At 59.2% G+C, this 17,613-nt stretch carries 16 protein-coding genes; 4 read left to right on the top strand and 12 right to left on the bottom strand.

Annotation, left to right across the window (positions count from 1 at the left end):
• Window position 1: 1 nt before the first annotated feature.
• From paaG to paaA, 7 genes are read right to left on the bottom strand one after another with little or no spacing between them, the layout of a single operon-like run.
• A complete protein-coding gene (gene paaG, locus D5066_RS07730) occupies window positions 2-790 on the bottom strand; it encodes a 2-(1,2-epoxy-1,2-dihydrophenyl)acetyl-CoA isomerase PaaG (protein WP_119915547.1) in 789 nt (262 codons plus the stop codon).
• Window positions 790-1,557 carry a 2,3-dehydroadipyl-CoA hydratase PaaF gene (gene paaF, locus D5066_RS07725; protein ID WP_119915546.1) on the bottom strand — a complete coding sequence of 256 codons (768 nt, stop codon included), beginning with the start codon at window positions 1,555-1,557 and terminating at the stop codon, window positions 790-792. Before paaF ends, paaG begins: the two co-directional genes overlap by 1 nt.
• Entirely contained in the window at window positions 1,554-2,624 is a 1,071-nt protein-coding gene (gene paaE, locus D5066_RS07720) for a 1,2-phenylacetyl-CoA epoxidase subunit PaaE (protein ID WP_119915545.1), read from the bottom strand. The genes paaF and paaE overlap by 4 nt, the downstream gene beginning before the upstream one ends.
• Window positions 2,625-2,631: 7 nt before the next feature.
• On the bottom strand, window positions 2,632-3,129 hold the full coding sequence (paaD, locus tag D5066_RS07715; RefSeq protein WP_119915544.1) for a 1,2-phenylacetyl-CoA epoxidase subunit PaaD: 498 nt from the start codon (window positions 3,127-3,129) through the stop codon (window positions 2,632-2,634).
• An 11-nt stretch (window positions 3,130-3,140) separates the two neighbouring features.
• Window positions 3,141-3,887 (bottom strand): 1,2-phenylacetyl-CoA epoxidase subunit PaaC, encoded by a 747-nt coding sequence (paaC, locus tag D5066_RS07710; RefSeq protein WP_119915543.1) that lies wholly within the window; start codon window positions 3,885-3,887, stop codon window positions 3,141-3,143.
• Window positions 3,888-3,895: 8 nt separating this feature from the next.
• Entirely contained in the window at window positions 3,896-4,183 is a 288-nt protein-coding gene (gene paaB, locus D5066_RS07705; RefSeq protein ID WP_119915542.1) for a 1,2-phenylacetyl-CoA epoxidase subunit PaaB, read from the bottom strand.
• 12 nt (window positions 4,184-4,195) lie between these two features.
• Window positions 4,196-5,125, bottom strand: a complete 930-nt coding sequence (paaA, locus tag D5066_RS07700; RefSeq protein WP_244288133.1) for a 1,2-phenylacetyl-CoA epoxidase subunit PaaA — start codon at window positions 5,123-5,125, stop codon at window positions 4,196-4,198.
• 285 nt (window positions 5,126-5,410) lie between these two features.
• Here paaA and paaZ point away from each other — a divergent pair, with 285 nt between their 5' ends.
• The 3 genes from paaZ to D5066_RS07685 all read left to right on the top strand — a co-directional run bounded on the left by paaZ (window position 5,411) and on the right by D5066_RS07685 (window position 11,147).
• On the top strand, window positions 5,411-7,453 hold the full coding sequence (paaZ, locus tag D5066_RS07695; protein WP_119915541.1) for a phenylacetic acid degradation bifunctional protein PaaZ: 2,043 nt from the start codon (window positions 5,411-5,413) through the stop codon (window positions 7,451-7,453).
• A 195-nt stretch (window positions 7,454-7,648) separates the two neighbouring features.
• Window positions 7,649-9,922, top strand: coding sequence for a primary-amine oxidase (gene tynA / locus D5066_RS07690; protein ID WP_119915540.1), 2,274 nt, complete (start codon window positions 7,649-7,651; stop codon window positions 9,920-9,922).
• A 118-nt stretch (window positions 9,923-10,040) separates the two neighbouring features.
• Window positions 10,041-11,147, top strand: coding sequence for a GGDEF domain-containing protein (locus D5066_RS07685; RefSeq protein ID WP_119915539.1), 1,107 nt, complete (start codon window positions 10,041-10,043; stop codon window positions 11,145-11,147).
• Between the two features lie 99 nt (window positions 11,148-11,246).
• Here D5066_RS07685 and D5066_RS07680 read toward each other — a convergent pair whose 3' ends face one another.
• A complete protein-coding gene (locus tag D5066_RS07680; RefSeq protein ID WP_119915538.1) occupies window positions 11,247-12,746 on the bottom strand; it encodes an aldehyde dehydrogenase family protein in 1,500 nt (499 codons plus the stop codon).
• 241 nt (window positions 12,747-12,987) lie between these two features.
• Between D5066_RS07680 and feaR the strand changes: the two genes are divergently transcribed.
• On the top strand, window positions 12,988-13,896 hold the full coding sequence (feaR, locus tag D5066_RS07675; RefSeq protein WP_119915799.1) for a transcriptional regulator FeaR: 909 nt from the start codon (window positions 12,988-12,990) through the stop codon (window positions 13,894-13,896).
• Here the strand turns inward: feaR and D5066_RS07670 are convergent, their stop codons facing one another.
• The 4 genes from D5066_RS07670 to D5066_RS07655 form a co-directional block, all read right to left on the bottom strand.
• Window positions 13,897-14,214, bottom strand: coding sequence for a YdbL family probable chaperone protein (locus tag D5066_RS07670; protein WP_080327220.1), 318 nt, complete (start codon window positions 14,212-14,214; stop codon window positions 13,897-13,899).
• A 7-nt stretch (window positions 14,215-14,221) separates the two neighbouring features.
• Entirely contained in the window at window positions 14,222-14,407 is a 186-nt protein-coding gene (locus tag D5066_RS07665; RefSeq protein ID WP_080327221.1) for a YnbE family lipoprotein, read from the bottom strand.
• The gene (locus tag D5066_RS07660; protein WP_119915537.1) at window positions 14,404-17,043 is read right to left on the bottom strand and encodes a YdbH family protein; all 2,640 of its coding nucleotides are present in this window, start codon (window positions 17,041-17,043) and stop codon (window positions 14,404-14,406) included. The genes D5066_RS07665 and D5066_RS07660 overlap by 4 nt, the downstream gene beginning before the upstream one ends.
• A gap of 127 nt (window positions 17,044-17,170) precedes the next feature.
• The gene (locus D5066_RS07655) at window positions 17,171-17,491 is read right to left on the bottom strand and encodes a hypothetical protein (RefSeq protein ID WP_119915536.1); all 321 of its coding nucleotides are present in this window, start codon (window positions 17,489-17,491) and stop codon (window positions 17,171-17,173) included.
• Window positions 17,492-17,613: the final 122 nt, after the last annotated feature.

The raw sequence follows: 17,613 nt of genomic DNA, 5'->3' as shown, positions 1-17,613 counted from the left end.
CTTATTTCCCCGTAAAGTTCGGCGCGCGCTTCGCCAGGAAAGCGCTGACGCCCTCGCGGTAATCGTCGCTGCGTCCGGCCAGGCGCTGATAGTCGCGCTCAAGATCGAGCTGCGCGTCCAGGGTGTTGGTTTCCGCAGCATTGATTGCCTGCTTGATCAGCCCCAGCCCGAAGGTCGGCTGCGACGCAAAATGCAGCGCCAGCTGCTGTGCGGTGGCGGAGAGCTGGTCGTCGTCCACCACCTGCCAGATCATCCCCCACGCCTGCGCCTGTTCGGCGCTGAGCTTGTCGCCGAGCAGCGCCAGCCCCATGGCGCGGGCGCGTCCGGCCACGCGCGGCAGCAGCCAGGTACCGCCGCAGTCCGGCACCAGACCGAGCTTGCTGAAGGCCATCACAAAGTTGGCGGAGCGGGCGGCAATCACCATGTCACAGCCGAGCGCCAGCGTAGCCCCCGCGCCCGCCGCCACGCCGTTAACGGCGCAGATCACCGGCTTCGGCAGTTTTGCCAGGCGGCGCACCAGCGGGTTGTAGAAGGTTTCTACAGACATCCCCAGATCCGGCGCCGGGCCGTTGGGGTCGACGTTACGGTCGTTCAAATCCTGACCGGTGCAGAATCCGCGTCCTGCCCCGGTGATGAGCAGGCAGCGAACGGTGTCATCCCGCTCGGCCTGCTTCAGGCATTCGGCAAGCTGCTGGTGCATCACGTCGTTAAAGCTGTTCAGGCGCTCCGGACGGTTCAGCGTAATGGTCATTACGCCCTGTTCTACGTGACTGAGAATACATTCCACAATTAGCGTCCTTTAAAGTCGGGGGTGCGTTTTTGTAAGAAGGCGTCGATCCCTTCCCGGCGGTCTTCGGTGGCGGAAAGCAGCGTGAATAGCTGGCGCTCCTGCGCGAGCCCGGCCTGCAGCGGCACCTCCTGTGACTGGCGCAGCGCCTGCTTCGCCGCCTGCAGGGCCAGCGGAGAGTGGCGCGCCATCAGTGCCGCCTGCTTCAGGGCGTACTCCAGCGTCAGCGCTGCCGGGAAAACATCGCTCACCAGCCCGGCATTCAGCGCCTGCTGCGCGGAGAGGCTCTCGCCGGTCAGCACCATTTTGCTGGCAAGGGATTTACCCACGCTGCGGATAAGACGCTGGGTGCCACCCGCGCCAGGCATAATGCCCAGCGTAATTTCCGGCAGGCCGAAACGGGCGTTGTCACCCGCAATGACCACGTCGCACAGCAGCGCCAGCTCGCAGCCTGCGCCCAGCGCGAAGCCGTTCACGGCGGCAATCAGCGGTTTGTTGAACGCGTTAATGCGTCCCCACAGCTGCGGGCGGGTATCGTTCAGGGTGGCGGGCAGGTCTTTCTCCGCCATTTCGTTGAGATCGGCCCCGGCGGCAAAGCAGCGCTCGCTGCCGTAAATCACGCAGACGGCGATGTCGGCATCCACGGCGGCAGCCTCAAGCTGCTCAGCAAGCTGCGTCAACAGCGCATTGTTGAGGGCGTTGCGCGCCGCCGGACGGTTCAGCGTCAGCTGCAGCACGCGGTCATGCCGGGTAACAATCAGTTCGCTCATGCCATCCCCTTCGCGTCAAAGTCGACAATCACGTCGGCGGTCAACGGCAGCGACTGACAGCTCAGTACGTACCCGGCGGCCAGCTCGTCCGGCTCCAGGCTGTAGTTGGTTGCCATGTCCACTTTGCCGCGCAGCACTTTGCATTTGCAGGTGGCGCACACGCCGCCCTTGCAGGCGTAAGGAAGATCCGCCCCCTGCCTCAGGGCGGCATCAAGAATGCTTTCGTCGTCCGCCGTCAGGGTGATTTCACGGTCGCGCCCGTCCTGACGCACGGTCACTTTTTGACCTTCTGCCTGTACGTGCACCGCACGCTTCACGGTGATCCCTGAGGTGTTAAAGCGCTCAAGGTGAATGGATTTTTCCGGCATCCCCAGCGCCTTCAGCGTCGCTTCGGCGTCGTCCATCATCGCCGACGGGCCGCAGATAAACGCCTCGTCGTACTGGCGGAAGTTGATCAGGGTTTTCGCCAGCGCCTGCAGCTTTTCCCCGTCGATGCGTCCAAAGAGCAGATCGCTGTCCAGCCGCTCCTGGCTAAAGATGGAGATCAGCTGTAAACGCTGCGGATATTTGTCCTTCAGGTCCGCCAGCGCCTGGCGGAACATCATGCTCTGACTGCTGCGGTTGCCGTAGATCAGGGTGAAATGGCTGTTGGGTTCGGTTGCCAGCGTGGCGGAGATGATCGCCAGCATCGGGGTGATCCCGGAGCCTGCGGCAATCGCCAGATAGTGGCCTTCACGTTCAGCCCTCGGCTGGTAGCCAAACTGCCCCTGCGGAACCATCACCTCCAGCGCCATGCCCGCTTTGATCTCATCCCGGGCATAGCGGGAGAAACGCCCGCCTTCGATAGCTTTGACCGCCACGCTGATCTCGCCCGGCGCGGTGCTGCGGCAGATGGAGTAGCAGCGGCGCAGCTCGTCCTTGCCCAGCGTCGTTTTCAGGGTCAGGTGCTGGCCAGGGCGGAAGCGATAGGCTTCCTGCAACGCCTGCGGCACCGCGAACGTGATAGTCACCGCGTCGCGGGTTTCGGGTTCCACTTTTGCCACTGTTAATGAATGAAACGTTGTCATGGCAGCCTCAGATACATTTGAAATAGTCGAAGGGCTCGCGGCAGGTGTTGCAGCGGTAGAGCGCTTTGCAGGCCGTCGAGCCAAATTCACTGATAAGCGAGGTGTCGGTGCTGGCGCAGCGCGGGCAGCTCACCTCCACCGGCGCGTGCGCGTGACAGCTGTGCCCCACGGGCGGACTGATGCCGTAAGCCCGCAGGCGCTCGCGCGCGTCGGGAGTCATCCAGTCGGTGGTCCAGGCTGGTTCTAGCTGAAGCACGATATGCACCGGAGTAAAGCCGCGTTTAGTCATCGCGTCGCGGATCGCCCCCAGCAGGTGTTCGGTTGCCGGGCAGCCCGAGTAGGTGGGCGTAAAGCCAATGACCCAGCCTTCCCCCTGCGCCTTCACGCTGCGCACCATGCCTAAATCGGTGATGGTTAATACCGGCACTTCCGGATCGGGGATCTGGCTTAGCAGTGTCCAGATCTCAGGTATTTGCGCGGGCACGATGTCGACGAGGCGTTGCATAGCGTTCTCCTTTACCACTGCTGACCGGGATACGCGCGCTGGAGATACTGCATTTCCGCCAGCATCGGGCCCAGATGTTCGGTATGCAGCCCCTGCTTACCCCCGGTGCGGTACGCCGCTTCTTCGGGCATCCTCAGGGTGGCTTCGTGAAGACCGGCAAACACCTCGCTTTCCCACGGCTGGCGCAGAGTTCGCGGATCCACCGCCACGCCGGATTCAATCAGCGCCAGCTCGACGTCATCGGCTTCAAACAGCTCCGCCGTAAAACGCCACACGTTGTCGATAGCCTGCTGCATTTTTTGCGCGGAGGTTTCGGTCCCGTCGCCCAGCCGCACCAGCCAGCCCCGGCTAAAGCGCAGGTGGTAGCGCGCCTCTTTAATCGCTTTGGCGGCGATGGCGGCCAGCTGGCCGTCGCTGCTCTGAGTCAGACGTTCGTACAGCGCCACGTTCCAGGCGTCCATCAGGTACTGGCGGGCAATGGTGTCGGCGAAGCTGCCGTTCGGCTGCTCCACCAGCAGGACGTTGTGGAACTGACGCTCATCGCGGCCAAACGCCAGGGTGTCTTCATCGCCCTGGCCTTCTAACTGCGCGGCGTAGGTCAGGAAATTGCGCGCCTGCCCCAGCAGGTCGAGGCCGATATTGGCGAGCGCGAGGTCAATCTCGAGCTCCGGCGCGTGGCCGCACCAGGCACCGAGACGCTGGGAAAGCACCAGACCGTTGTCGCCCAGACGCAGGGCATAGGCAGTCACTGAATTCATTCTTTGCCTCACATATGCTCGATGCCGTCAGGGATGGTGTAGAACGTCGGATGGCGGTAAACCTTGCTTTCCGCCGGGTCGAAGAACTCGCAGCTCTCTTCCGGCTGGGAGGCGACAATCTCGCTCGCCTTCACCACCCAGATAGAACAGCCTTCGCTGCGGCGGGTGTAGGCATCGCGCGCATTTTCCAGCGCCATGCGATCGTCGGCGGCATGCAGGCTGCCCACGTGACGGTGCGATAACCCTTGTTTGCTGCGTACGAACACTTCGTACAGCGGCCAGTAGACATTGCTCATGGTTATTTCCTCTTATGCGGCCTGACGGGTACGTTGTTTTTCGGCGTGCGCCAACGCGGCTTCCCGCACCCACGCGCCCTCTTCCCAGGCTTTACGCTTGGCGGCCAGGCGCTCGTGGTTGCAGATGCCGCGCCCGTTAATGACCTCGTCAAACTCCTGCCAGTCGATTTCACCGAAGCGGTAGTGACCGCTCTCTTCATCGAAACGCAGATCCGGATCCGGCACCGTCATGCCCAGCATCTCCACCTGCGGCACCGTGTTGTCGACAAAGCGCTGGCGCAGCTCGTCATTACCGAAGCGCTTGATTTTCCAGGCCAGGCTGCGGGCGCTGTTTGGCGAATTGTCGTCGTTCGGCCCGAACATCATCAGCGCCGGCCACCAGAAGCGGTTGATGGCGTCCTGCAGCATCTGACGCTGCGCTTCACTCCCCTGCGCCAGCGCCATGCAGGCCTCAAAGCCCTGGCGCTGGTGGAAACTCTCTTCTTTACAGATTTTCACCATCGCGCGGGCATACGGACCGTACGAGGTCCGGCACAGCGCCACCTGGTTGACGATGGCCGCACCGTCCACCAGCCAGCCAATCACGCCAATGTCGGCCCAGCTCAGGGTCGGATAGTTAAAGATGGAGGAGTATTTCATCTTGCCGTCGAGCATCTTCTGGTAGATGTCTTCCCGCGCGCAGCCCAGCGTTTCCGCCGCGCTGTAGAGGTAGAGCCCGTGTCCGGCTTCGTCCTGCACTTTCGCCAGCAGGATCGCCTTTCGGCGCAGCGTTGGCGCGCGGGCGATCCAGTTCCCTTCCGGCAGCATGCCGACAATTTCGGAGTGCGCGTGCTGACCAATCTGGCGGATCAGCGTTTTACGGTAGGCGTCCGGCATCCAGTCCTGAGGCTCAATCGCCGTCTCCTGCGCTATGCGCTGCTCAAACCGTTGTTCTTGCGTCACGTCATCACCTTTATGATTCGTTAGTTTGCAAATTAAAGCGAAATGTTGAATCACTTTGTTTTTTAAAAGTTACACAAAGGTTAAATATAACCCCAAGAATTGTTTCCCGGTTTTGTGATGCTGCTCGCAAGGCTTTTACTTCAGGCCTTTTGCAAAGCGCGTTTACGCGAGGCGATTCGTCCAGCCAGATCACAACGTTAACAATTCATTAAAAACACAGCTTGATTTTTATGATTCACGATCAAACTATTAATAGTGAAATCACGAAACATTTGGAGATAAGCGATGCAGCAGTTAGCCAGCTTCTTGTCCGGTACCTGGCAATCTGGCCGGGGCCGCGAACGCGCGATTCATCACGCCATCAGCGGCGAAGCACTCTGGGAAGTGACCAGCGAAGGGCTGGACATGGCGGCCGCCCGTCGCTATGCCATTGAGCATGGGGGCGAGGCATTGCGCGCCATGACCTTTATCGAACGTGCCGCCATGCTGAAAGCGGTGGCGAAGCACCTGCTTAGCGAGAAAGAGACGTTTTATGCCCTGTCCGCCCAGACGGGCGCGACGAAAGCGGACAGCTGGGTCGATATTGAGGGCGGCATCGGCACCCTCTTCACTTACGCCAGTCTGGGCAGCCGCGAGCTGCCTGACGACACGCTGTGGCCGGAAGATGAATTGATCCCGCTGTCGAAAGAAGGCGGCTTTGCGGCGCGCCACGTCCTCACCTCAAAATCCGGCGTGGCGGTGCACATCAACGCCTTTAACTTCCCCTGCTGGGGGATGCTGGAAAAGCTGGCACCGACCTGGCTGGCCGGAATGCCCGCCATCATCAAGCCCGCCACCGCTACCGCGCAGGTGACTCAGGCGATGGTGAAATCCATCGTGGACAGCGGGCTGGTGCCGGACGGCGCCATCAGCCTGATTTGCGGCGGCGCGGGCGATCTCCTCGACCAGCTCGACAGCCAGGACGTGGTGACCTTTACCGGCTCCGCCAGCACCGGGCAAAGCCTGCGCGTGCACCCGAATATTGTGGCGAATTCAATACCGTTTACCATGGAAGCCGACTCCCTGAACTGCTGCGTGCTGGGGGAAGACGTCACGCCGGAACAGCCGGAATTTGCGCTGTTTATCCGGGAGGTGGTCCGCGAGATGACCGCCAAGGCCGGGCAGAAATGTACCGCCATTCGCCGGATTATCGTCCCGCAAAGCCAGGTTGATGCCGTAAGCCAGGCGCTGATTGCCCGCCTGGAAAAGGTGGTGGTGGGCGACCCGGCGCAGGAAGGCGTGAAGATGGGGGCGCTGGTCAACGCCGAACAGCGGGCGGACGTGCAGGAGAAAGTGGATCAGCTGATCGCCGCAGGCTGCCAAATCCGTCTTGGCGGCAAAGCGGATCTACAGGCCGCGGGCGCGTTCTTCCCGCCGACCCTGCTGTTCTGCCCTCAGCCGGATGAAACGCCTGCCGTGCACGATACCGAAGCCTTCGGCCCGGTCGCTACGCTGATGCCGTATCGCAGCGCAGACCACGCCATGCAGCTTGTCCGCGCGGGCGGCGGCAGCCTGGCGGGGACGCTGGTCACAGCCGATTCGGCGATTGCCCGCCAGTTTATTGCCGGCGCGGCGCGCGCCCACGGGCGTATTCAGATCCTTAACGAGGAGTCATCGAAAGAGTCCACCGGCCACGGCTCCCCGCTGCCGCAGCTGGTCCACGGCGGCCCGGGGCGCGCGGGCGGCGGCGAAGAGCTGGGCGGCCTGCGCGCGGTGAAACACTACCTGCAGCGCACCGCGATTCAGGGCAGCCCGTCGATGCTGGCCGCCATTGGCAAACAGTGGGTGCGTGGCGCAACGGTGCAGGAAGATCGCGTGCATCCGTTCCGCAAATACTTCGAGGAGCTACAGCCGGGCGACAGCCTGCTTACGCCGCGCCGCACCCTCACGGAAGCGGACATTGTGAACTTTGCCTGCCTGAGCGGAGACCATTTCTACGCCCATATGGACAAGATCGGTGCGGCAGAGTCGATCTTTGGCGAACGCGTGGTCCACGGCTACTTCCTGATCTCCGCCGCGGCGGGACTGTTTGTCGACGCGGGCGTCGGGCCGGTGATTGCCAACTACGGTATGGAAAACCTGCGCTTTATCGAGCCGGTCAAGCCGGGCGACACCATTCAGGTGCGCCTGACCTGCAAACGTAAAACGCTGAAGAAACAGCGTACCGCCGAGGAGAAACCGACCGGCGTGGTAGAGTGGGCGGTTGAGATTTTCAACCAGCACCAGCAGGCCGTGGCGCTCTACTCCATCCTGACGCTGGTGGCGCGCCAGCGGGGTGATTTCAGGTAACGTCCCCCTCACCCTGACCCTCTCCCCCACAGGGGAGAGGGAATTAATCTGCACGAGCATGTGATTTCCCCCCGCTCTTTTTTTAACCTGGCAAGATCAACAAATAACCTGGCAGATGCAGGCAAACGCTTTTCTCATGGGCCTGTCAGGATAAGGCTGTCACAACACAATAAACACAACAAGATGAGGTCTACGATGGGAAGCAATTCTTCTTTTTCTGCCCGTAGAACGGCGCTGGCCATGGCCGTTGCGCTGTGTTGCGCCTGGCAATCCCCTGTTTTCGCCCACGGCAGCGAGGCGCATATGGTCCCGATGGACAAAACGCTGCAGGATTTTGGCGCGGACGTGCAGTGGGATGATTACGCACAGATGTTCACCATTGCGAAAGACGGTGCCTTTGTGAAGGTCAAACCGGGCGCAAAAACCGCCATCGTCAACGGTCAAACCCTCAAACTCGAGGTGCCGGTAGTGATGAAGGGCAAAAAAGCCTTTATCCCAGAGACCTTCATCAACGATGTTTTCCAGTCCGGCCTTGACCAGACCTTCCAGGTTGAAAAACGCCCTCACCCGCTGAACGCGCTAACGGCGGACGAAATTAAGCAGGCCGTGGAGATTGTGAAAGCCTCTGCGGATTTTAAACCAAACACCCGCTTTACCCAGATCGCCCTTGCGGAACCAGCGAAAGCCAAAGTGTGGGACTTTGTGCTCAACGGTACGGCAGTGGATGCCCCTCGCCAGGCGAAGATCGTCATGCTCGACGGCAAGCACGTTATCGAAAGCGTGGTGGATCTGAAGGATAAAAAAATCCTGCGCTGGGAAGCGGTGAAAGACGCGCACGGCATGGTGCTGCTGGATGATTTCACCGCGGTGCAGCAAATTATCAACGAGAGCACAGAGTTTGCCGAGGTGCTGAAAAAACACGGCATCACCGACCCGAAAAAAGTGATTACCACGCCGCTGACCGTCGGCTATTTCGACGGTAAAGACGGCCTGAAGCAGGAAGACCGCCTGCTGAAGGTGGTGAGCTATCTGGATGTCGGCGACGGCAACTACTGGGCGCACCCGATCGAGAACCTGGTGGCTGTGGTCGACCTTGAGCAGAAGAAGATCCAGAAGATTGAAGAAGGTGCCGTTGTGCCGGTTCCCATGACTCCGCGCCCGTATGATGGCCGCGACCGCGTAGAGACGCCGAAAAAACCGCTGGAAATTATCGAGCAAGAAGGCAAGAACTACACCATCACCGGCGACATGGTGCACTGGCAGAACTGGGATTTCCACCTGAGCCTGGACTCCCGCGTCGGCCCAATGATTTCGACCGTCACCTACAACGACAATGGTAAAAAGCGTCAGGTGATGTATCAGGGTTCGCTCGGCGGCATGATTGTCCCTTACGGCGATCCGGACGTGGGCTGGTACTTCAAGGCCTATCTCGACTCCGGCGACTACGGTATGGGCACCCTGACTTCCCCGCTGGTGCGCGGGAAGGACGTGCCGTCCAACGCCGTAATGCTAAACGAAACCATCCCGGACTACACCGGCGCGCCGATGGAGATCCCGCGCGCGATCGCCATTTTTGAACGCTACGCCGGACCAGAATATAAACACCAGGAGATGGGCCAGCCCAACGTCAGCGCCGAGCGTCGCGAGCTGGTGGTGCGCTGGGTGAGTACCGTTGGCAACTACGATTACATCTTCGACTGGGTATTCCATGAGAATGGCACCATCGGCATTGATGCTGGCGCAACGGGTATCGAGGCGGTGAAAGGCGTTCAGGCGAAAACCATGCATGACGCGACCGCCAAAAACGACACAAAATACGGCACGCTGATCGACCATAACATTGTGGGCACCACCCACCAGCACATCTATAATTTCCGCCTGGATATGGACGTAGATGGCATCAACAACAAGCTGGTGGCGATGGACCCGGAAGTTAAACCGAATACCGCCGGTGGCCCGCGCACCAGCACCATGCAGGTGAACCAGTATGACATTGATACTGAACAGCAGGCGGCGCAGAAATTCGACCCGGGCACCATTCGCCTGCTGAGCAACACCAGCAAAGAGAACCGCATGGGCAACCCGGTCTCGTACCAGATTATCCCTTACGCAGGCGGTACTCATCCTGTAGCGACCGGCGCGAAATTTGCCCCGGACGAGTGGATTTACCATCGCCTGAGCTTTATGGATAAACAGCTGTGGGTAACGCGTTACCACCCGGATGAGCTCTATCCGGAAGGGAAATTCCCGAACCGCTCCATCCACGACACGGGCCTGGGTCAGTACAGCAAGGATAACGAATCGCTGAATAACCAGGATGACGTGGTCTGGATGACCACCGGCACCACCCACGTGGCGCGCGCGGAAGAGTGGCCGATCATGCCGACGGAATGGGTGCACACCCTGCTTAAACCATGGAATTTCTTTGACGAGACGCCAACGCTCGGGAAGAAAAAAGACGAAAAATAACCACCTGCCGGGCAATAGCCCGGTTTTTTTTGCCCCGGCGTTTGAGGATCGTCCGGGCTTGCTTATAGTTACTGATATCTCATTTGAATGATTTATCCCCCGGACGGGAAAGAATTTTATGGAAAAAAGAAAAAAACCGACACTTGAGCGCGCAACCTGGCCGACGCGCCACGCCATGGTTATGCACGGGCTGGCGATGAACCTGCCCTGGCTGGCCTTCGTCAACATCAGCTTTGCCGTGATGATTCTGCTGCGCCACGTTCTGCTTAACGCCAGCGATCCCCTTTATCCCCACTCGCCGCAGCTGACAAAAATGGTCGATGCATCCATGCTCGGCATTATTATCCTCTCTGCAGCGTTGATCCTGATGGCCTGGCGGCGCATTGCCGGTATCAGCGTGGTGCTGTTTATCTGTAGCGTTATCTGGTCGATATCCTGTTTCTGGTTTATCACCCAATTACTGCTGCCACACGTCTGGCCGCTGTGCGTCATTTTATTACTCGCCGGCTTAACGGCGCTCTATTTTTATCCTGAAGGGTTGCTCGCCTTTGTGCTCCCGCTCTGGATCACCCTGCCGGTAACCAGCTGGACACTGAATAACGGCCTTAACCTTCACTTCGTAGTCATCTGGAGCGTGTTTTCGCTGATCCTGATTTGCGGGCGTTTCATCCTGTTGAGCTGGTTTGACGAAGCCTGGCGGCGTAACCAGCAAAATCAGCTGCTGATCTCCAGACTGGATGCGCTGGCGCATCAGGATCCGTTAACCAAAACCGCCAATCGCCGGAAGATGGAGGTGGTGCTGGAGAACGCGGTTGAGCAGAAGAAACCGTTCTCGCTGATCATGCTGGATATCGACTATTTCAAACGTTACAACGATACCTACGGGCATCAGGCGGGTGACGAATGTCTGACGCGCGTGGCGCAGGTGTTGAAGCAGTCAGTACGAACGCCTGACGATGTGGTGTCACGCTACGGCGGCGAGGAGTTTGTGGTGATCCTGTTTAACTGCCCGGAAAATATAGCGGAAAAAGTTGCTTCGCGTATTCAGGACGGCCTGCGTGCGGAGCCCATACCGCACGGCGCGTCAACCGTTAGCGACCATGTCACCGTGAGCATGGGGATTGCGGGTATGGTCGAGGGGCTTGCCGGTACCGAGATTATTGCCCGCGCCGATGCGGCGCTGTATCGGGCGAAGGAGGCCGGGCGGGATCGGTGGTCGCTTTGAATAACACAGGGTGCGGCCTGATGCCCTCACCCTGACCCTCTCCCACGGGAGAGGGAACAAACACTAAAAAGGCAACCTCCCGGTTGCCTTTTGCTTTTACTAGTAGCGCACGCAAACCGACTTGGTTTCGCACCAGCCGTCCAGCCAGTCCGGGCCAAAATCACGTCCTGTACCGGACTGCTTCATCCCGCCAAACGGCAGGTTGGCGTCAATCAGCGTATGGCTGTTCACCCAGACGGTGCCCGCCTGCAGCCTGTCGGTATACTCCAGCGCCTTGCTGATGTTCTGCGTCCAGACGCTGGCCGTCAGGCCATATTCGGTGTCGTTTGCCAGCTGGAGCGCCTCTTCCCCATCGGATACCCGCACCAGGTTGACCACCGGGCCAAACACTTCTTCGCGGGTTAACCGCAGCGCGGCATCCGGGTTCACCACCAGCGTAGGCGAGACGTAATAGCCTTTGCCTTCCGGTCCGCGGTTACCCACGATCAGCTCCGCGTTGCGTTGCGTCGCTTCGTCGAGGAAGGTCTGCACCTTATCGCAGTGCGCACGCGACACCAGCGGGTTGATAAACGCCTCCGGCGACATGCCCGGTCCGACGCTCAGGGATTTCACCGCCTGTTCGAACCCGCTGACCAGCGTGTCAAACAGCGGCGCTTCAATGTAGATACGCGAGCTCGCCGCGCACACCTGCCCCTGGTTCAGGAAGCTGCCGGTCATTAATCCTTCTATCACCCACGCCGGGTCCGCATCCTTGAGCACGATGGCCGGGTTTTTCCCGCCCAGCTCCAGGGTCACCCCGGTTAGCGTGTCCGCCGCCGCGCGGGCAATTTGCTTACCCGTCGCCGTTGAGCCGGTAAAGCTCACCTTCGCGATATGCGGGTGCGAGGTCAGCGCTGCGCCACACACCGCGCCGCTCCCGGTCACTACGTTGAACACCCCGTCCGGAATGCCCGCTTCACAGGCCAGCTCCGCCACGCGCAGCAGGGTCAGCGGCGTGGTTTCTGAAGGCTTGATGACAATAGAGCAGCCCGCGGCCAGCGCTGGCATCACTTTCCACATCCCGATCATCAGCGGGAAGTTCCAGGGCACAATCCCGGCCACCACGCCAACCGGCTCTTTGCGCGTCCACGCCTGGTAACGCGCACCTTGCGGCAGCGGGATGGAGAGATCGAGGGTTTTACCGGCTATTTTCGTGGTCAGCCCGGCGGTATAGCGCATCCAGTTCAGGGTACAGCCGACTTCAAAGGCACGGGAGATGTTGATCGATTTCCCCTGCTCCAGCGTTTCAAGCTGGGCCAGCTCCTCGCCGTGCTGCTCGACCAGATCGGCGAAACGGAGCAGGATCCGCTCGCGCTCCGCCGGTAATTTTCCGGCCCAGCTGCGGGCAACAAACGCGCGCCAGCCGGACATCACCGCGCGGTCAACGTCATCGACGCTGGCATCGGCGGTCGAGGCAATCACCTCACCCGTGGCCGGGTTGTAGACATTCAGCCGCTTTTCACTGTCTGACGCGGCCTGACGCCCTTCAATCCACAGGCCATGATGTCGGTCTAAAAACTGCTGCACGGCAGGCAGAATGGCCACCTGTGATTCAGACATAGGATACTCCTTCGTTGTTATTCTCAGGGTGTTAATCCAGTCTAAGTGGGGTTTTGCATTCTCGCTTTTGTCTCTGTGACATTCGCTTTGCCACCTGTGACAGGTGCCGCAATTCGCGATAATTGCCGCTTATATCGCTGTTACCGGTGAGTGTTCTTTCCTATAGTCAGCCTCATAGCTCTGACAAAATGCAACACAAATGCAACAATGCGAAAACGTTGACGGTGCAGTGAGAGAAGCGATGGCGTGTGCAAGTGACCAGGAAAAGTATCAGCAGTGGCTGGCGCAAATTAACCAGGTTTGCGGGCGTTTTAACGCCCAGCCCACCGGGGGTAAATTCTTCGGTGAGCTGGAGACCAGCTATGCGCGCAGCCTGAAGCTCAGTACCGTCACTGCAGGCGGGGTAAACCTGTTCCGCTCTCATCAGGAGATCCAGCAGAGTAATGATGCCTGGTTCTACACCGTCTTCCAGCTTGAAGGCAGCGCGGAAATTGAGCAGGATGACCGTCGCGCGCTGCTTAAAACCGGTGATATTACGCTGCTTGACGCATCGCGCCCCTGCTCAATCAACTGGCGGGAAAAATCCCGCCAGATTTCGCTGCTGGTTCCCCGTCAGATTATTGAGCAGCAGTGCCGCTTTCAGGAGATAAACTGCGCAACGGCCCTTTCCCGCACCTTGCCCACTGTACAGCTGAGCCATCGCCTGCTGATGGAGAGCATGAGCAATGCCGACCTGAGTGACCGGGAGAGTGAAGCGGCGCTCGAAGCGATGATCTGCCTGCTGCGCCCCGCTTTTCAGCAGCGCGACGTGATGCAGCCGCGTAAGGAGCGCCAGTTCCAGCATGTGGTGGCACTGATTGACGACCATATTCAGTCTGAAGCGCTGCGCCCGGAATGGATTGCTGCCGAGAGCGGAATGTCCGTGCGCAGCCTCTACCGCATGTTTGCCGAGAAGGGACTGGTGGTAGCGCAGTACATTAAAAACCGTCGTCTGGATCTCTGTGCACAGGTACTGCAATCCACCGGCGATGATGAAAAGCTGGCGGGCATTGGCTACAGCTGGGGGTTTACCGACCATAGCCATTTCTCAACGGCCTTTAAGCAGCGTTTTGGCGTCTCGCCGGGTGAATACCGCAAGCGCTACCGCTAGCTACTTTTTAAGCCATTTTCCGTTAATGCCCTTGACGTATTCGCCCGGCTGCGCCCGAGCAACCAGTTTTTGCCCCGCCATTTTCGCCACTTCATCGACCGGTAAATTATTGCTGTCGGCGAGCTTCTGATAGCTCTCCGTGCGCGCCGCGTTAATGCGGCTCACCAGCTCCAGCGTTTCAGCATCCTGTTGGATCGGAGCAAGATAACCGCTGAGGGTTTCCCCCACGCGCCCCTGCGCCCGGGCATCGTTTAAGGTCAGCCCAGCCGCCTGCACGTTTATACTCAGGGCCAGTAAAATCAACGCTAATCGTTTCATGGCGTCCTCAGAACAGATCGCTGCGCGATTTCAGCAGGGTTTCAACGTCTTTATCGACCTTGATGTGGATCTCATGTTCGATTTTGACATTCATATTGATGGTAATCGGCTCCTTTGGCGCAGCGACTTCAATGCGCGGCGTACAGCCGGTCAGTAGCGCGGCAACGGTGAGCGCACCAGCCATCTTTTTCATTGTTGTTCCTCACTTTCCTTGCCAGTCGAACTGCGCAGAGCGGGTATCGCCGCGTGTTGCTCAAACCAGGTTTGCAGGTTGTCGCCAAAACGCAGGCTGCGCCACAGGGTAAAGACATTCTCGTCATGGGTATAGTTCAGGTTGACGGAGCTGCTTTTGCCGTCCACGCGGCTGGTCCCCTTGATGGTCGCCTGCATGGTTAATTCACCCAGGTTATCTAAATTGATTCTCGTCCACGACTGCGAGATTTCCATATAACGGAGCCAGTTAATCGCCGCCCCCGCAACCATATTATCTTTCACGATGGCGTCAGCCGTATCTTTATCGATACGCAGCGTCATCGGCCCGGGGTTGGTCAGCCAGCCATCTTTAATGATCCACTTTTCATTGTCCAGCCAGAACGGCAGCGCCCCGCTGACCGGGCCTGACATGGCAAACTGCTTCGGATTAACGGCGCCGATCAGCTCGCTGGAGGAGATATTGTCCACGCGCAGCAGAGCCGGATCGTGCTGCGGCATCCGCAGCTGCTGCATGGTAATCTTCCCGCCGAGGGTTTCCACCTTCACGTTGGTGAGCAACAGTGGGTTGTCCTCCGTCCAGGGGTAATCTCCCTGCAGGTCCGCGGTAATGTTGCGCGCGGTCACCAGGTTTTTCACTTCGCCAATGCGCAACGTAACCGGGCCGCGCGTGCCCAGTGACCAGGTCCCCTCGCTGAAGCGGAACGGCAGCACAAAATCGACGCCGTTGATCTGGTTATCCGGCATCCAGGCGCTGCCGGATTTCAGCACGCCGTGCCCGCCCGCCTCAAAGCCCTGTTCTGCCGCCGCCGAGAAGGCGACCTGCGCATAGAGTTCCCCGTCGCGCAGCGTCATTTTCCAGTCCGGCGGGATCAGCGGCTGGAAGACAGTGAGCGACTGTTTCGGCCACCAGGCCTGTCCGCGAAGGCGCTCCCCGTCCCAGCGGCCGTTTACCTGTACCGGGCCAATTTTTTCCGCACGGAGATCGCCCTTAAACTGGAAAATCGTCGGGTCGGTGCCGTCGACGCTGAATGTCAGGACCGACGGCGGCAAAACGCTGCCGCCAGCGAACCGGGTTTGCCCGGCATTGAGCGACAGCGCGCCGCTAAAGGTCGGTTGTTCCGGTTCGCGGAGCCAGCGCACAGGATGATCCAGCACGAGGCGCGGCTTGCTGACCTCCATCGTGCCGTACTGGAGCTTGTCAAAACCGGTGGAGAGCGCGGTGAGCTCGATGAGTTTATCCCGCCACTCGCCTTTCCCGGCGACATCCCAGCGGGCATTCATTGGCGTAAAGCCGCCTTTTCCCCAGTAGCGCCACTGCCACAGGCCGTTATCGGGGAGAAAATCGTTGGCCTGACCGTCCAGATGGAGTTCAAAATCGCCCATCTCGTTTTCATGAGCACGCAGAATAGCCTGTAGACGGCCGTCCACGCCCTTTTGCGTCAGCTTCACACCCGCCAGCGGCCAGCGGATTTCATCGATATCGAGTGAGTCAATAATGCGCCCGCGCGAGCGGAGCAGCGCGCCGGGCTGGAAGTCGAGCTGCGGTTCATACAGGCTGCCGGTCAGTCTGGCGGGCAATTTGGCGTAAAGAATAAGATCGTTTTGCTTCGCCTCGCCGCTCAGATGCAGCGGCATGTCGCTGTTTTCCATACTGAGCCTGCCGGGCCCAATATTCAGTACCGCGTTGCCTTTCCCCGCATCGCCTTGCGTCAATACGTTCAGCCGTCCGGTCAGGGTGGCTTTTTCCAGTCCCTGCTGCCAGTTTTCGGCACGCAGGGAAACCCGACCGCTGAGCGGCATACCGGAGAGATCCCAGTTCCAGCGTCCGTCGCTGATGTTCAGCTGCTCCGCCGTGACCTGCCACGGCAGGTCAAGCAGCGGATCGGGGTTGTCCCGCGCCATGACCACCAGTTGTCCCTGATTATCTTCCCAGTCCAGATCGGCATCGACCAGGGACGTTAACTGTGGCACGTTAAAGGTGGCTACCGCGTGGCCTTTCACCGGCACGCCGTCCGGCACCAGCGGCAAGGTAAACTCGCCCGCCAGCTTAATGGGCTGCGGCTGGTCAGGGAGCTGAACATCAAACTGGCTGACCGAGAGCGTCTGGCCGCGAAGCGTGCCTTTGATGCTGACCTGTTCGCCTTTGTAAGCGATCTCCTGGCTGGAGGGCGTCAGTGACGCATTAAGCTCGCCCTGCCACTGCTGCCAGGGAGAGAGCGTCAGACGGTGAATGGTGAGCCAGGTGTTCGGTAACACCGCCTGCCATTGTGCCAGCGTTTTGGGGGCGACGGTTGAGGGCGCAGACTGGGGAATCTTGCTCAGACAGACGGTGTTAAGATCCAGCGAGCCGATATCCAGCTTCCAGCGGCTCGGATGTGACAGCGTCACGTTATCAATGCGGGCAATTTCGCACTCTTCCACCAGATAGCGGAGATCGGGGATCACCAGCGCGTGACGGGTGAGTTTGGGGCTCTCTTCAAAAGCGATGCGCGTTCCAACCGGAAGCCAGATCCCGGCGAGCGTCGGCACCCACTGGGCGAGCGTCATCAGCAGCGTCAGCGGCACCAAAATCAACAGCAGTAAAACCGCAATGGCGGCTTTGTATTTACCCTTCATGGGCAGTTAATGTCCTGATTTTTCGAAATAATTAAGCCGGCAATGCCGAATATTGTCGCATGTTTAGCGGGTCAGTTGAACCCAAAGCCAGATTTAAGGATAGATGTTGTAGCGATAAGCTGCGACGCTAGTGCCTGATGCGGGGCAAAGTCAGGAGATAAAGCATAGCGAATATTAATGACCCCCAATACACCGAGTCGTAACGCCACGGATCAAAGCTAATATGCAAAAAACCGCTCACAAACTCCCGACCATTGGCAAATACGTTAATTTGAATGGCTGAACTGGCTATCACAATCAGCGTGTAAGCAATGAAGACAGGGTATTTGCGAAGCATGTTAACCTTACGTTTTCCCATATACAGCAAGCAAAAAAGAGCTGCAGATACAATAAAATAGCACAAAGCAGGCCATATGGGCGGGGTTAACGACAATTCAAACTGTTGCATGCACGACTCTCCTTCTTCGTCTGATGCCTCTCTCAATCCTTAACAACGTCCCCTTACTACCGGAAGAATTGCAGTTTTCATAGCCTCTTGCCATTCTTTAGCATCGTCCTCCAGACGTCGTA

The organism is Enterobacter chuandaensis, assembly GCF_003594915.1.
GTDB classification, from domain to species: Bacteria; Pseudomonadota; Gammaproteobacteria; order Enterobacterales; family Enterobacteriaceae; genus Enterobacter; species Enterobacter chuandaensis.
The sequence above is the reverse complement of the archived record's forward strand: the minus strand, read 5'-3'. Positions and strand labels throughout refer to the sequence as shown.

Coding starts and splice junctions, on each gene's coding strand:
- paaF (WP_119915546.1), bottom strand. CDS start 1,557: ATGAGCGAACTGATTGTTACCCGGCATGACCGCGTGCTGCAGCTGACG.
- paaD (WP_119915544.1), bottom strand. CDS start 3,129: ATGCAACGCCTCGTCGACATCGTGCCCGCGCAAATACCTGAGATCTGG.
- D5066_RS07680 (WP_119915538.1), bottom strand. CDS start 12,746: ATGTCTGAATCACAGGTGGCCATTCTGCCTGCCGTGCAGCAGTTTTTA.
- D5066_RS07685 (WP_119915539.1), top strand. CDS start 10,041: ATGGAAAAAAGAAAAAAACCGACACTTGAGCGCGCAACCTGGCCGACG.
- tynA (WP_119915540.1), top strand. CDS start 7,649: ATGGGAAGCAATTCTTCTTTTTCTGCCCGTAGAACGGCGCTGGCCATG.
- paaC (WP_119915543.1), bottom strand. CDS start 3,887: ATGAATTCAGTGACTGCCTATGCCCTGCGTCTGGGCGACAACGGTCTG.
- feaR (WP_119915799.1), top strand. CDS start 12,988: ATGGCGTGTGCAAGTGACCAGGAAAAGTATCAGCAGTGGCTGGCGCAA.
- paaB (WP_119915542.1), bottom strand. CDS start 4,183: ATGAGCAATGTCTACTGGCCGCTGTACGAAGTGTTCGTACGCAGCAAA.
- D5066_RS07655 (WP_119915536.1), bottom strand. CDS start 17,491: ATGCAACAGTTTGAATTGTCGTTAACCCCGCCCATATGGCCTGCTTTG.
- D5066_RS07660 (WP_119915537.1), bottom strand. CDS start 17,043: ATGAAGGGTAAATACAAAGCCGCCATTGCGGTTTTACTGCTGTTGATT.
- D5066_RS07670 (WP_080327220.1), bottom strand. CDS start 14,214: ATGAAACGATTAGCGTTGATTTTACTGGCCCTGAGTATAAACGTGCAG.
- D5066_RS07665 (WP_080327221.1), bottom strand. CDS start 14,407: ATGAAAAAGATGGCTGGTGCGCTCACCGTTGCCGCGCTACTGACCGGC.
- paaE (WP_119915545.1), bottom strand. CDS start 2,624: ATGACAACGTTTCATTCATTAACAGTGGCAAAAGTGGAACCCGAAACC.
- paaZ (WP_119915541.1), top strand. CDS start 5,411: ATGCAGCAGTTAGCCAGCTTCTTGTCCGGTACCTGGCAATCTGGCCGG.